Raw genomic sequence first — 12,991 nt, forward strand, 5'->3', positions numbered from 1 at the left:
ATTTAAATTATGAAAAAAGTATTACTAGTTATTGCAATGGTAGCTGCAGGATTTACTGCAAATGCACAAGATGGCCAAACAGCTAAAGGGAAATTTTTAATCGAAGGAAATACAAACTTCGGTACAAATGCTTCTCATCTTTCTAACACAGGTTTTTCTTTGAACTCTGTATCTTTAGATGGAGTAGATGATTCAGTAACAACTTATAACTTAGGTTTAGAAGGAGGTTACTTTATTATGGACGATTTAGCTATTAAATTAGGGTTAGGTTTTGGAGGTTCTAGTGTTGATGGTGTTGATACTAAGTTTTCTTACAAAATTGGAGCTAAATATTATATTAGTAGTATGATTCCTGTACAAATTGATTATTCGGGAGCTTCTCAAGGAGATGCAGATGCTTCTTTCTTAGGATTACAAGCAGGTTATGCTATTTTCTTAGGAGATATGGTAAGTATTGAGCCAGGATTAAGATATAACTTAGGTTTAGGTGATAGCGACGGAGTTAATGTATTACAATTTAACGTTGGGTTTGCTTTGCATATCTAAGAATAAAATTACTTATTAAAAAGGGAAGCAGTTATGCCTCCCTTTTTTTATGCTTAAAATTTAAGTAGCCTATTTTTTATTTCATAAATTTGAAACATGAAAAAAATAATTATCATAAACGGACCAAACTTAAATTTGTTAGGTAAGCGTGAGCCTGAAATTTATGGTTCAAATTCTTTTGAAGACTTTTTTAAAGAGTTGCAAAAAAAGTATAAATCAGTTGAGTTGGCTTATTATCAATCTAATATAGAAGGAGAAATTATTAATAAACTACATGAAGTAGGTTTTAATTATGATGGTGTTATTTTAAATGCTGCGGCTTATACACATACATCTGTTGGTATTGCTGATGCTGTAAAAGGTATTGAAACTCCGGTTATAGAAGTACATATTTCTAACGTGCATTCTCGCGAAGATTTTCGCCATGTTAGTTATATTGCTCTCAGTGCAAAAGGAGTAATTACAGGTTTTGGTTTACAAAGTTACGAATTAGCGATTCAGAGTTTTTTGTAAAAACCAAAATCTAATTCCCAGTAAAATTAATAAAGGAATTAAGGTGAAAGAGAATAATTGAGTTTTAGTAATCCAAATAATAGTTGCTATTCCTAAAAAAGCGAGTAGTGCTAAACAATACTTGGCAATCCATTTTGGTGTGGTTTTCTTTAGCAAAAAGAAAGCAATAAGTAAGTTTGGAAAAAAAGCCCATAAAAAATTAAAATTATTGGGAGCGGTAGTGTGGTTGGTGAAAAACCATAAATACACAATTAATAGCCCGATGATTCCTGTTGTAAAAAACAAAGAAAAATCTAACCATTTAGTTCTTTTTTTGTTTTTGTAATCTTTATAGGTGATAAATAAGCCAAATAAAGAAAGTAGTAAAATTATTAAAAACGGACTAACAGCATCACTTTTTGATTCTTTCTCTTCAAAATCTAATAAAATAATTGTTTTTAAGACTAAATTATCTTCTTTACCTTCTTTTAAAACCTTAGCATAATTTAAAGCTTCAAAAACATAATCAGGTAAATATAAATATTCGCTTGCAGTAGCAATTTTATCTAACCTGCTTCCTAAAGCAACATTAATACCTAAGCTTCCCCAAGTGTTTTGATGAATTTCTTTATTCATTAATTGTCTTAAAGATAAATTTTCAGTAACAAAATCATCTTTAAAAATTAAATTATCGGCTAAAACTTTTTTTATAATATCACGAGGTTTGGTGGCGCAATTATCAAAATAAGGATCGTATAAATAACCTGCATTTTTAGGGAGTGCATTTGTTTCTAAAAAAGTAAAAAATGCATTCTTCTGATTTTGAGTTAAGTTTAAAATTTGCTCTTTAACCCAACGTTTATCTTGTTGACTACTTTTTAAAGCTACATAAAACGGATATTTAACCAATTTATACTTCATATATCCTTTTGTAAAATCAACATAAAAAGTAGGATTATCAAAATCGAAAATTCCGTAATTATATATTAAATCTAGTTGTGTAGCAGGATCTTTAACCCGTATTGCGGTATGACCAAACTTTTCATATAAAACCTCTCCAGGGCCAGATGTAATGATACTAATGTACGAAAATTCAGACAAGCTCTTTGTGGCAACTATTTGCGAGAAAATAGCATTCGTACAAAATAATAATAGAAGAATTAAAGTGATTTTTTTTATCATAACTTGAATCTGAAAAATAATTATTAGTAATACAAATATCTTAATAAAGATTAAAAAAACACTATTTATTAAGGCTATTATCTTTAAGGATTAATGCCTAAATTTTCTTTTATAAATTTAACAATATTATTTTCTATCCATCTACTATCCGAATCATTAAATGAACTTATAAAACCTACGTGGCCACCGTAATTTGGAGTTAATAAATGAAAAGTAGTTGAGTTTTTGGCTTCATCAAAAGGATAGCACTCTTTAGATAAAAAACTATCATCTAATGAGTTTATTAATAAAGAAGGTACTTTTATCTTGGGTATATAAGGTTTTGCACTTGCTTTTATCCAGTAATCCTCAGAGCTTTTAAATCCGAAGACAGGCACTGTGTATTGTTTTTCTAAATGACGAAACTTTGTTGCTTTAAATAATAAAGTTTTATTTAAATTAAATTCAGGAAACTTTTCTGCTTTTTCAAGCATTTTAAGTTTTATAGACTTTATAAATTCGTTTAAATAAATTTTGTTTTTTAGTTTCAATAACTCCGCTTGTGAACTTGTTAAATCAATAGGAACAGAAACAGCAATTCCGCCTTTAACTTCAGTAGGAATATTATCATATTCTCCTAAATATTTTAAAGTTAAATTCCCACCAAGACTAAAACCTATAATAATTATATTTTCGTAATTATAATTGGCTGTAAGGTGCTTAATAATAAAATCTACATCGTCTGTTTTTCCGCTATGATAGGTTTCTAATAAGAGGTTATCTTCACCACTACAACTGCGCAGGTTCATGCAAACTGTGTCAAAACCAGTTTCATTTAAATGATTGGCGGTTGTAATCATATAATTAGATTGAGCACTTCCTTCTAAACCATGAATTAACAGCACTAATGTTTTAGAACCGATACAAGAAAAGTCTAAATCTATAAAATCAGCATCCCAAGTGATCAATCTTTTTCGTTGGTATTTAATTGTATCCTTCATAAACAAAGGACGATACATTGTGTTAAAATGTGCACTTTTAAAAGGAAGACTCGGATTAAAATCAGTAGTAAGAATAGGCATGGTTTTCGAATTATAGCAAGTGTTTACAAATATGATAAAAAAATAGTAAAATGTAAAACTGATAAAATGATTTCTTATTTTCGCCTTAAATATTAAAAATCGATGAAAAAACATATTCCGAACTTATTAACATTAGGGAATTTACTAAGTGGTACAATTGCTATAATCTTTGCTCTTAAAGGCGATTTTGTAGGAACCGCTGTTTTGGTAACAGCAGGAATTGTATTTGATTTTTTTGATGGTTTTGTAGCTAGAATGTTAAATGTACAGGGTGAATTAGGTAAGCAATTAGATAGCTTGGCTGATATGGTAACAAGTGGAGTAGTGCCAGGTATTGTAATGTTGCAGCTTTTAATTAGTAGCTTAGGAGTTAATGAAGTAAGTTATTTTGCAACAGATGGCAATGGTAGTAATTTGCCATATATAGGTTTGTTATTAACTTTAGGAGCATGTTATCGATTGGCTAATTTTAATATTGATACAAGACAGTCAGATTCTTTTATTGGTTTACCAACACCTGCAATGACATTATTAGTGATTTCTTTACCGTTAATAGTTGAGTTTTCTAATCAATCTTTTTTTATTGATTTAATAACGAATCAATATTTTTTGATAGCAGTAACAGTATTATTAACTTTTTTAATGAATGCTGAAATTCCGTTGTTTGCTTTAAAATTTAAAAACTTCAGATTTAAAGAAAATGCATTAAAATATATCTTTTTAGCACTGTCTATTATACTTTTAATAGTTATTAAATTTGTGGCAGTGCCTTTAATAATATTATTATACGTAGGATTATCAATGTTTAATAATTTAAAGAAAGCGTAATTTATAATTAAATATAGAACAAAAAAAAGGAGCTATTAAGCTCCTTTTTTTGTAGGTTTTAACGTTAAAACTTTTTCTTTTTTAGTTCGAAATCTTTACCAAGATAAACGCGACGTACAGTTTCATCTTCTGCTAATTCTTCGGGAGTTCCTTCTTTTAAAATACTTCCATTATACATTAAGTAAGTTCTATCGGTAATTGCTAGTGTAGCTTGTACATCATGATCGGTAATTAAAATACCAATGTTTTTTGTTTTAAGCTTAGCCACAATTCCCTGAATATCTTCTACCGCAATAGGATCTACACCCGCAAAAGGTTCATCTAATAAAATAAACTTCGGGTCAGAAGCTAAACAACGTGCAATTTCTGTTCTACGACGTTCACCACCAGAAAGTAAATCTCCGCGGTTTTTACGAACATGATCTAAACTAAATTCATCAATTAATTCTTCTAAACGTTTTTTTCTTTCTGATTTAGATCTGTCAGTAAATTCTAAAACCGACATGATGTTATCTTCTACAGATAATTTTCTAAAAACAGATGCTTCTTGCGCTAAATACCCAATTCCTTTTTGAGCACGTTTGTACATTGCATCGTCGGTAATTTCTTGATTATCTAAATAAATATTACCAAAATTTGGTTTTACCATTCCAACAATCATATAAAAAGAAGTTGTTTTTCCGGCTCCGTTTGGGCCTAATAAACCAATGATTTCTCCTTGTTCTACTTCTAACGAAATACCTTTTACAACCTTTCTACTGCCATAAAGCTTTTGTATGTTATCTGCTCTTAATTTCATTGATTATTAATTGCTTTTTTTTGATAAATGATTGTACTAAAATACAGAAAAACTATAAATTGATAGCTTAATAATATGTTAACTATTTTCTTCTAATGATTCCCAAAATTCAACCGCACGACGTAAATGCGGAATTAAAATGGTTCCACCAACTAATGTAGCAATACCCATAGTTTCCATCATTTCTTCTTTGGTTACTCCGTTTTTATGAGCAGTTTCTAAATGGTATGCAATACAATCATCGCAACGTAAAACTGCAGATGCTACTAAACCAAGTAACTCTTTAGTTTTTGTTGGTAAATGACCTTCTTTAAAAGCGTTTGTATCTAAATTAAAAATACGTTTGATAACTTTATTATCACCAGCTAAAATTTTATCATTCATTTTAGCTCGGTAGTCGTTAAACTCTTGGACTTTTTGAGACATTCTTTTTATTTTGTTTTTTTAATACATATTGTGATACATATATACTTATTTCATACAGTATCATTATTGGTACCGAAACGATTACTTGACTAGCAACGTCTGGCGGTGTTATAATTGCTGATAATACTAAAACTACAACTAATGCGTGTTTACGATATTTACGTAAAAATTCAGGTGTTATCAATCCTATTTTAGTTAGAAAAAAGATAACAACAGGTAGTTCGAAAAAGATAGCTACCCCTAACAAGGTATTTGTTATTAAACCGATATAGGCTTCTAGTTTAAAATTATTTTCAATAACATTAGATATTTCAAAGTTGTAAAAGAAATATACAGACATTGGTAAAATAATATAATAACTAAAAAGGATTCCTAAAAAGAATAAAAATGAAGAAGTGAAAATAAAACCTCTTGATTTTTTTCTTTCAGCGCTATGTAATCCGGGAGCTATAAATCGCCAGAACTCCCATAATATATAAGGAAAAGAAACTACAAATCCTAGAATTAAAGAAGACCAAATACCGGTCATCAATTGTTGTGTAGGGTTTAAAGCTTGTAGGGTTTGTTTAAAATTTATAGTACAAAAGCTACTATCAATACCTATAGCTGTAAATACATTACAGAAAAATTGATAAGTAGCAAAATCTGGTTTTAAATGCGCTAATAAAATTTCGTTAAAAACAAAATTAATATTAGCAAAAATAAGAACTGCAACAATAAAAATTGCCGCAAAACTTCTTACCAAATGCCATCTTAATTCTTCGAGGTGGTCTAAAAAAGACATTTCTTTTACAGCCATTTTAAAATATATCTTCTTTAATTAAAGTATGTAAATAATGATACTCATCACTATTATTTAAATTGAAAATAAAATTTAAAGCGTCAACAAACGAACTATCTAATAATTTTGCTAAATTAGCAATAGCATTACTTTCTAAAAGTATGGTTTCTTTTGCTGTTGAGAGAATTGCGTTTGCGTCTTTCAAGTTAAAAAAGTTTTTAGTAATTTATAGAGTGTAAAAATAAGAATATTTAAGAAGAAAACTTTTTAATAAAAATAAAATTTACCTAGTTAGTGTAAAGTTTTTTTGTAAATTGGTTTGCATTTTTAATTTTTGATATTAGGAGATGAATATAGAGCAGTCGGAGTTATATGGATCATTAAAAAAAATATTTGGTTTTAACCAATTTAAAGGTCTACAAGAAAAAGTTGTTAAGAGTATTTTAAACAACGAAAATACATTCGTAATAATGCCTACTGGCGGAGGGAAATCTCTTTGCTATCAGTTGCCAGCATTAATGAAAGAAGGAACAGCAATAGTTGTTTCACCTTTAATAGCTTTGATGAAAAATCAAGTAGATGCTATTAGAGGGATTTCTGAAGAACATGGAATTGCCCATGTACTAAACTCTTCATTAAACAAATCGGAAGTAGCACAAGTAAAATCAGATATTGAAAACGGCATAACAAAACTTTTATATGTTGCGCCTGAATCTTTGGTAAAAGAAGAATATGCTGAGTTTTTAAGGAGCCAAACAATCTCTTTTGTTGCAATTGATGAAGCGCATTGTATTTCGGAATGGGGTCATGATTTTAGACCTGAGTATAGAAACTTACGTACAATTATCAAACAGATTGATAATGTGCCTATTATTGGTTTAACAGCTACAGCAACAGAAAAAGTGCAAGAAGATATTCTTAAAACTTTAGGAATGAGTGATGCAAACGTTTTTAAAGCGTCGTTTAATAGAGCCAATTTATTTTATGAAGTTAGACCAAAGACTAAAGATGTAGAAAAAGATATTATTCGTTTTATAAAACAACGAATAGGTAAAACCGGAATTATATACTGTTTAAGTCGTAAAAAGGTAGAAGAAATAGCACAAGTTTTACAAGTAAACGGTATTAATGCACTTCCTTATCATGCCGGATTAGATGCCAAAAAAAGAGCAAGACATCAAGATATGTTTTTGATGGAAGATTGTGATGTTATTGTGGCGACAATTGCCTTTGGTATGGGAATTGATAAGCCAGATGTTCGTTACGTTATTCACCATGATATTCCTAAAAGTTTAGAAAGTTATTACCAAGAAACTGGTCGTGCAGGGCGTGATGGAGGAGAAGGGTATTGTTTAACTTTTTACTCATATAAGGACATAGAAAAACTAGAGAAGTTTATGGCAAACAAACCTGTAGCAGAACAGGAAGTTGGTCATGCATTACTGCAAGAAGTTGTTGGTTATGCAGAAACGTCTATGAACAGACGCAAATACATATTACATTATTTTGGCGAAGAGTTTGATGCAGTAAACGGAGAAGGAGCAGAAATGGATGACAATATGAGAAATCCAAAAAAGCAACACGAAGCAAAAGAAGAAGTAAAAACATTATTATCTGTAATTAGGGATACTAACGAAATGTATAAGCCTAAAGAGGTTGTGAATACAATAATAGGTTCGCAAAATGCATTATTAAAATCACATAAAACAACGGCACAACCTTTTTTCGGAATCGGAAAAGATAAAAATAATCATTATTGGATGGCGTTAATCCGTCAGGTATTGGTGGTAGATTTAATTAAGAAAGAAATTGAACAATACGGTGTTTTAAAGTTAACCAAAAAAGGAAAGGAATTTATAAAAAATCCAACCTCTTTTATGATGACTGAAAATCATGTGTATGCTACAGATGATGCAGGAATAATTATTGCAAACCAAAAATCAGCAGGTGGCGTAGATGCTAAATTGGTTGCTATGTTAAAAGATTTACGTAAAAGTGTAGGTAAGCGTTTAGGAGTGCCTCCTTTTGCAGTTTTTCAAGATCCGTCTTTAAATGATATGGCTTTAAAATACCCAATAACATTAGAAGAATTGTCTAAAGTTCACGGTGTAGGAGAAGGTAAATCTAAGAAATTCGGTAAAGATTTTGTAAAACTTATTACAAGTTATGTTGCCGAAAATGATATTATGCGCCCTGATGATTTAATCGTTAAGAGTATAGGTGTAAATTCTGGATTAAAGCTTTTTATTATTCAAAATACAGATAGAAAATTACCTTTAGAGGATATTTCTAAATCAAAAGGGCTAAGTATGGCAGAGTTGTTAAAGGAAATGGAAGCAATTGTGTTTTCTGGAACTAAATTAAATATAGATTATGCCGTTGAAGACTTGTTAGATGAAGATCAGCAAGAAGAAATACATGATTATTTTATGGAATCTGAAACAGATAAAATTCAAGAGGCATTAGATGAATTTGATGGTGATTATGACGAAGATGAATTGCGTTTAATGCGTATTAAATTTACAAGTGAAATAGCAAATTAAAATAATCTACTAATGAATACCAAAGTACTAGATTATATTACCGCTAAAAATAAATGGACGCAAGAGTTAAAGCTCTTGCGTTCTGTTTTATTAGAATTATCATTAGAAGAAACTATTAAATGGGGAGCTCCAGTTTATGTTTATAAAAATAAAAACATTGTGGGTTTGTCTGCTTTTAAAAATTATTGTGGACTTTGGTTTTTTCAAGGAATGTTTTTAAATGATGATAAAAAAGTATTGAAAAATTCGCAAGAAGAAAAAACACATGCGATGCGTCAATGGCAGTTTTGTGCATTAAACAAAATTGATGTAGTTTTAGTGAAGGAATATGTATTAGAAGCTATTAAGAATTCTGAAAACGGAAAAGAATTTAAACCAATTAAAAACACTAAACCGTTAATAATTCCAACTGAATTACAAATGGCATTAGATGATGATGATGCTTTAAGAGCGTGTTTTGCTAATTTTTCACTTAGTAAAAAAAGAGAATATGCAAATTATATTTCTGAAGCAAAACGAGAAACAACTAAGTATAAAAGGTTAGATAAAATTACACCTATGATTCTAAAAGGAATGGGACTTCATGATAAATATAAAAACTGCTAGTTTATTGTAATCTTATCAATAGTTGTGGTAGAATCACATCTAATAACATATAAATCGATATGTTTTAAGCTATCTTTTCCCGTAATAAAGTACTCAGGACAAGGTTTTATACGAGGTTTACTTTTACCGAAATCAACATCTCCATTCTTTAAAATAGCAGAAACAGTTGCAGTATCAATAGCAGAATTTGTTAAAACCTGTACTGCTTTATCAGAAAGCAATCTTTTTCTAATACGAATTGTTTTTAAGGTACGCGCATCCATTCCATAATCGAAAGAAACATCTTTACCCTTCCAAATAAATAATACAATTAAAGAACCGAAACCTAATCCGATTGCATAATAACCAAAACGTTTTAAAAATTGCATAGTAAAATTTTGTGATCGCAAAAGTAAGAAAAAAACAGGTTATAAAATCAATAAATTAATATCTCTATAAGGCAAGTCAAACCAATCAGCTACCGTTTTATTTGTTAGAATTCCGTGATAAAAATACATTCCGTTACGTAAACTTCTATCAAAACGAGCCGCATTTTCAAATCCGCCTTCTTCTGCAATATTCAATAGGTATGGAGTAAATATATTACTAATAGAAACCGAAGCAGTACGTGCATATCGCGAAGGAATGTTTGGTACACAATAATGAATTACACCATGTTGTGTAAAAGTAGGTTTACTGTGTGTAGTAATTTTTGAAGTTTCAAAACAGCCACCACAATCAATACTTACATCAACAATAACGGCTCCATCTTTCATTTGTTCAATCATGTGTTCTGTAACAATTACAGGAGAGCGCTCTTTACCTCTAATAGCACCAACAACAACATCACAGCGCATTAAAGCTTTAGTTAATGTTTTGGGCTGAACAGTAGAGGTGTATATTGGAGATTGCAAACAGTGTTGTAATTTCCTTAATTTGGTAATAGAATTATCAAAAACTTTTACACGAGCTCCTAATCCGATAGCAGAACGTGCAGCGAATTCACCAACAGTACCTGCTCCTAAAATTACTACATCACTAGGAGGAACACCACCAATATTTCCTAATAATAAACCATTACCACCGTTAGATGTTGTCATTAATTCGGCTGCGATATGCATAGAAGCAATCCCCGCAATTTCACTTAATGATTTTACGATTGGGTACACTCCGTGTTCGTCTTTTATATAATCAAAAGCTACAGCAGTGATTCGTTTATTAGCCAAAGCTTCAAAATATTTTTTATCTTGAGTTTTGAGCTGCAATGCAGATATTAAAACTGTTTGCGGATTTAACATTTTAATTTCCTCTAAAGAAGGAGGGGCTACTTTTAAAACAATAGTACACCCAAAAGCTTCTTTTGTATTGTAGGCTATTTTAGCACCAGCATCAGAATATTCTTTATCACTATAATTAGCACCATCACCAGCGCCAGCTTCAACAACAACTCTATGGCCGTTTTCAACTAAGGCAGAAACAGCATCGGGAGACAAACTAATACGTTTTTCTTCAAAATGCGTTTCTTTAGGTAAGCCGATAAATAATTCGCCTTTTTGTCTTTTTATTTCAAGCATTTCAGGTTGTGGCATTAATTGCTCTTTGGTAAAAGGCGAAATAGAACTCATTATTACTAGTTGTTTGTTAGTTGGATATTACGTTGACCGTTCTCTAAAAGATTAATTTTTACAGTAACAGCATCTAAAGGTAGTAAATTTTTAACATTTTCAGGCCATTCAATTAGGCACCAATTATTGCTATATAAATAATCTTCAACGCCCATATCGTAAGCTTCTTCTTCGTGTTCGATGCGATAAAAATCAAAATGATAAACAATATCACTATTAGTTGTTTGATACTCGTTTACCAGAGAGAAAGTAGGTGAGTGCGCAGCATCTTCGACACCCAAAACTTTGCAAATTTCTTTTATTAAAGTTGTTTTACCAACACCCATATCACCATAAAAAAGCAATACTTTATTCTGAGCATTTTTAACAATGTCTTCAGCTATTAGGGTTAATTCGTTTAAAGAATAATTTTTGTTCATAGCAAGCAAAAATAGAAAACTATAATATATTTATAAAATTATTTAGGACTATATATAGCACATGGAATAATTACTTCTTCTAATGATACACCGCCATGCTGATAAGTGTTTTTAAAGTACTTTACAAAATGATTATAATTATTAGGATAGGCAAAAAACAAATCTTCTTTGGCAAAAATAAACGGGCTATTTATAGCAATACTAGGTAAAAAGATATCTTTGGGATTCTTAACAGCAAACACATCTTTGTCTTCATAACTTAAGCTCCTACCTGTTTTGTAACGTAAATTAGAACTGATGTTTTTGTCACCAACTACTTTTGTCGGGTTTTTAGCATTTATAGTACCATGATCGGTAGTAATAATTAGTTTTTGACCCAGTTTTTGTGCTTTCTGAATAATATCATATAAAGGAGAGTTTTTAAACCAACTAACAGACAACGATCTATATGCCTTGTCATCACCAGCAAGCTCTTTAATAACTTCCATTTCTGTTTTAGCATGCGATAACATGTCAACAAAATTATAAACAACCACTGTTAAATCATTTTGTTTTGTACCGTTATAGTTATCTGCTAATTCTTTACCACTTTTAAGTGATACAATTTTATAATATTCGTGTTTAATGTTTAATTTTAATCTTTTTATTTGAGCATCTAAAAAATCTGGCTCAAATAAGTTTTTCCCACCTTCATCTGTGTCATTTCTCCAAAAATCAGGATGTTTTTTTTCCATTTCAGAAGGCATCAATCCAGAAAAAATAGCATTACGAGCATATTGTGTTGCTGTAGGTAAAATACTATAATAAGAATGTTCCTCTTCTTTTTTATAATAATTATTGATAAAAGGCTCTAAAACGCGATATTGATCGTAACGAAGATTATCAATAACAACCAATAAAACTCCTTGCTCTTTTGATAGCGTAGGAACTACATAGTCTTTAAATAATGTGTGAGAAAAAGTGGGTTTATCATCACTAGTAAGCCAATTTTGATAATTTTTTTTGATGAATTTAAAAAACTGTGAATTCGCTTCTGATTTCTGAGATTCTAAAATCTCTAGCATTCCGGTATCATTAATATTCTCTAACTCTAATTCCCAATGCACTAATTTTTTATATAACTCTGCCCATTCTTCATAAGAATTTACCATGGCTAAATCCATCGATATTTTTCTGAACTCTTGTTGATAATTAGAAGTGGTTTTTTCGGAGATTAAACGAGAATGATCTAAGTTTTTCTTTAAGCTTAATAATATCTGATTCGGATTTACAGGTTTTATTAAATAATCTGCTATTTTAGATCCTATAGCTTCTTCCATTATATATTCTTCTTCACTTTTGGTAATCATCACCACAGGAAGATTTGCGTTTTTTTGTTTGATGGCAGCCAGTGTTTCTAAACCAGTGATTCCTGGCATATTTTCATCTAAAAAAACAATATCGAAATTTTGTTCATCAACTAAATCTATTGCATCAGCGCCATTTGTAGATGTTGTTACCACATAATTTTTCTTTTCTAAAAACAAAATGTGTGGTTTTAATAAATCTATTTCATCATCAACCCAAAGTATATCTATATTTCTCATCATAATTTTCATGTCTTTATACTAAATTAACGCTCTTAAATGTATTTGTTGTACATCTAAAAGCTAAAAATACGTTAATAAAGCTTTTGTTAATTTGGTTTTGTAGATAAATTATGAT

Annotated in this window: 15 protein-coding genes; 5 read left to right on the plus strand and 10 right to left on the minus strand. The window is 30.1% G+C overall.

Going from position 1 to position 12,991, the window contains the following annotated elements; translation table 11 throughout:
• Window positions 1–9 precede the first annotated feature (9 nt).
• Window positions 10–546, plus strand: coding sequence for a hypothetical protein (locus P2G10_RS05320; protein ID WP_218772582.1), 537 nt, complete (start codon window positions 10–12; stop codon window positions 544–546).
• A gap of 96 nt (window positions 547–642) precedes the next feature.
• A complete protein-coding gene (aroQ, locus tag P2G10_RS05325; protein WP_275315530.1) occupies window positions 643–1,059 on the plus strand; it encodes a type II 3-dehydroquinate dehydratase in 417 nt (138 codons plus the stop codon).
• Here the strand turns inward: aroQ and P2G10_RS05330 are convergent.
• Together P2G10_RS05330 and P2G10_RS05335 are read right to left on the minus strand one after the other, a co-directional pair.
• The gene (locus P2G10_RS05330; RefSeq protein ID WP_275315532.1) at window positions 1,036–2,220 is read right to left on the minus strand and encodes a lipoprotein N-acyltransferase Lnb domain-containing protein; all 1,185 of its coding nucleotides are present in this window, start codon (window positions 2,218–2,220) and stop codon (window positions 1,036–1,038) included. The genes aroQ and P2G10_RS05330 overlap by 24 nt on opposite strands.
• Before the next feature lie 83 nt (window positions 2,221–2,303).
• A complete protein-coding gene (locus tag P2G10_RS05335) occupies window positions 2,304–3,281 on the minus strand; it encodes a YheT family hydrolase (RefSeq protein ID WP_275315533.1) in 978 nt (325 codons plus the stop codon).
• Window positions 3,282–3,383: 102 nt separating this feature from the next.
• On the opposite strand from P2G10_RS05335, the gene P2G10_RS05340 reads away from it, so the two are divergent.
• Entirely contained in the window at window positions 3,384–4,109 is a 726-nt protein-coding gene (locus P2G10_RS05340; protein WP_275315534.1) for a CDP-alcohol phosphatidyltransferase family protein, read from the plus strand.
• A 64-nt stretch (window positions 4,110–4,173) separates the two neighbouring features.
• Here P2G10_RS05340 and lptB read toward each other — a convergent pair whose 3' ends face one another.
• From lptB to P2G10_RS05360, 4 genes are all read right to left on the minus strand, one after another.
• Window positions 4,174–4,908, minus strand: coding sequence for an LPS export ABC transporter ATP-binding protein (lptB, locus tag P2G10_RS05345; RefSeq protein ID WP_275315535.1), 735 nt, complete (start codon window positions 4,906–4,908; stop codon window positions 4,174–4,176).
• 78 nt (window positions 4,909–4,986) lie between these two features.
• Window positions 4,987–5,334 carry a carboxymuconolactone decarboxylase family protein gene (locus P2G10_RS05350; protein ID WP_275315536.1) on the minus strand — a complete coding sequence of 116 codons (348 nt, stop codon included), beginning with the start codon at window positions 5,332–5,334 and terminating at the stop codon, window positions 4,987–4,989.
• Window positions 5,309–6,133: a twin-arginine translocase subunit TatC gene (gene tatC, locus P2G10_RS05355; protein ID WP_275315537.1), complete on the minus strand. Its 825-nt coding sequence runs from the start codon at window positions 6,131–6,133 to the stop codon at window positions 5,309–5,311. The genes P2G10_RS05350 and tatC overlap by 26 nt, the downstream gene beginning before the upstream one ends.
• Before the next feature lies 1 nt (window position 6,134).
• On the minus strand, window positions 6,135–6,320 hold the full coding sequence (locus tag P2G10_RS05360; RefSeq protein ID WP_275315538.1) for a hypothetical protein: 186 nt from the start codon (window positions 6,318–6,320) through the stop codon (window positions 6,135–6,137).
• A 142-nt stretch (window positions 6,321–6,462) separates the two neighbouring features.
• Here P2G10_RS05360 and P2G10_RS05365 point away from each other — a divergent pair, with 142 nt between their 5' ends.
• Together P2G10_RS05365 and P2G10_RS05370 are read left to right on the plus strand one after the other, a co-directional pair.
• Entirely contained in the window at window positions 6,463–8,658 is a 2,196-nt protein-coding gene (locus P2G10_RS05365; protein WP_275315539.1) for an ATP-dependent DNA helicase RecQ, read from the plus strand.
• Window positions 8,659–8,670: 12 nt separating this feature from the next.
• Window positions 8,671–9,264: a YdeI/OmpD-associated family protein gene (locus P2G10_RS05370; protein WP_275315541.1), complete on the plus strand. Its 594-nt coding sequence runs from the start codon at window positions 8,671–8,673 to the stop codon at window positions 9,262–9,264.
• Here the strand turns inward: P2G10_RS05370 and P2G10_RS05375 are convergent.
• The 4 genes from P2G10_RS05375 to porX are packed head-to-tail and all read right to left on the minus strand — an operon-like array spanning window position 9,261 to window position 12,873.
• A complete protein-coding gene (locus P2G10_RS05375) occupies window positions 9,261–9,632 on the minus strand; it encodes a DUF4258 domain-containing protein (protein ID WP_275315542.1) in 372 nt (123 codons plus the stop codon). The genes P2G10_RS05370 and P2G10_RS05375 overlap by 4 nt on opposite strands.
• Before the next feature lie 39 nt (window positions 9,633–9,671).
• Window positions 9,672–10,868 (minus strand): alanine dehydrogenase, encoded by a 1,197-nt coding sequence (locus tag P2G10_RS05380; RefSeq protein WP_218772570.1) that lies wholly within the window; start codon window positions 10,866–10,868, stop codon window positions 9,672–9,674.
• Window positions 10,869–10,873: 5 nt separating this feature from the next.
• The gene (tsaE, locus tag P2G10_RS05385; RefSeq protein ID WP_218772569.1) at window positions 10,874–11,287 is read right to left on the minus strand and encodes a tRNA (adenosine(37)-N6)-threonylcarbamoyltransferase complex ATPase subunit type 1 TsaE; all 414 of its coding nucleotides are present in this window, start codon (window positions 11,285–11,287) and stop codon (window positions 10,874–10,876) included.
• 38 nt (window positions 11,288–11,325) lie between these two features.
• On the minus strand, window positions 11,326–12,873 hold the full coding sequence (gene porX, locus P2G10_RS05390; protein WP_275315698.1) for a T9SS response regulator signal transducer PorX: 1,548 nt from the start codon (window positions 12,871–12,873) through the stop codon (window positions 11,326–11,328).
• Window positions 12,874–12,991 lie beyond the last annotated feature (118 nt).

Origin of the sequence: Tenacibaculum bernardetii (assembly GCF_029125915.1) — a bacterium.
Lineage (GTDB): Bacteria > Bacteroidota > Bacteroidia > Flavobacteriales > Flavobacteriaceae > Polaribacter > Polaribacter bernardetii.

Excerpts from the sequence above, each read along its gene's own strand:
- P2G10_RS05320 (WP_218772582.1), top strand. The coding sequence starts at position 10 with ATGAAAAAAGTATTACTAGTTATTGCAATGGTAGCTGCAGGATTTACT.
- aroQ (WP_275315530.1), top strand. The coding sequence starts at position 643 with ATGAAAAAAATAATTATCATAAACGGACCAAACTTAAATTTGTTAGGT.
- P2G10_RS05330 (WP_275315532.1), bottom strand. The coding sequence starts at position 2,220 with ATGATAAAAAAAATCACTTTAATTCTTCTATTATTATTTTGTACGAAT.
- P2G10_RS05335 (WP_275315533.1), bottom strand. The coding sequence starts at position 3,281 with ATGCCTATTCTTACTACTGATTTTAATCCGAGTCTTCCTTTTAAAAGT.
- P2G10_RS05340 (WP_275315534.1), top strand. The coding sequence starts at position 3,384 with ATGAAAAAACATATTCCGAACTTATTAACATTAGGGAATTTACTAAGT.
- lptB (WP_275315535.1), bottom strand. The coding sequence starts at position 4,908 with ATGAAATTAAGAGCAGATAACATACAAAAGCTTTATGGCAGTAGAAAG.
- P2G10_RS05350 (WP_275315536.1), bottom strand. The coding sequence starts at position 5,334 with ATGTCTCAAAAAGTCCAAGAGTTTAACGACTACCGAGCTAAAATGAAT.
- tatC (WP_275315537.1), bottom strand. The coding sequence starts at position 6,133 with ATGGCTGTAAAAGAAATGTCTTTTTTAGACCACCTCGAAGAATTAAGA.
- P2G10_RS05365 (WP_275315539.1), top strand. The coding sequence starts at position 6,463 with ATGAATATAGAGCAGTCGGAGTTATATGGATCATTAAAAAAAATATTT.
- P2G10_RS05370 (WP_275315541.1), top strand. The coding sequence starts at position 8,671 with ATGAATACCAAAGTACTAGATTATATTACCGCTAAAAATAAATGGACG.
- P2G10_RS05375 (WP_275315542.1), bottom strand. The coding sequence starts at position 9,632 with ATGCAATTTTTAAAACGTTTTGGTTATTATGCAATCGGATTAGGTTTC.
- P2G10_RS05380 (WP_218772570.1), bottom strand. The coding sequence starts at position 10,868 with ATGAGTTCTATTTCGCCTTTTACCAAAGAGCAATTAATGCCACAACCT.
- tsaE (WP_218772569.1), bottom strand. The coding sequence starts at position 11,287 with ATGAACAAAAATTATTCTTTAAACGAATTAACCCTAATAGCTGAAGAC.
- porX (WP_275315698.1), bottom strand. The coding sequence starts at position 12,873 with ATGAGAAATATAGATATACTTTGGGTTGATGATGAAATAGATTTATTA.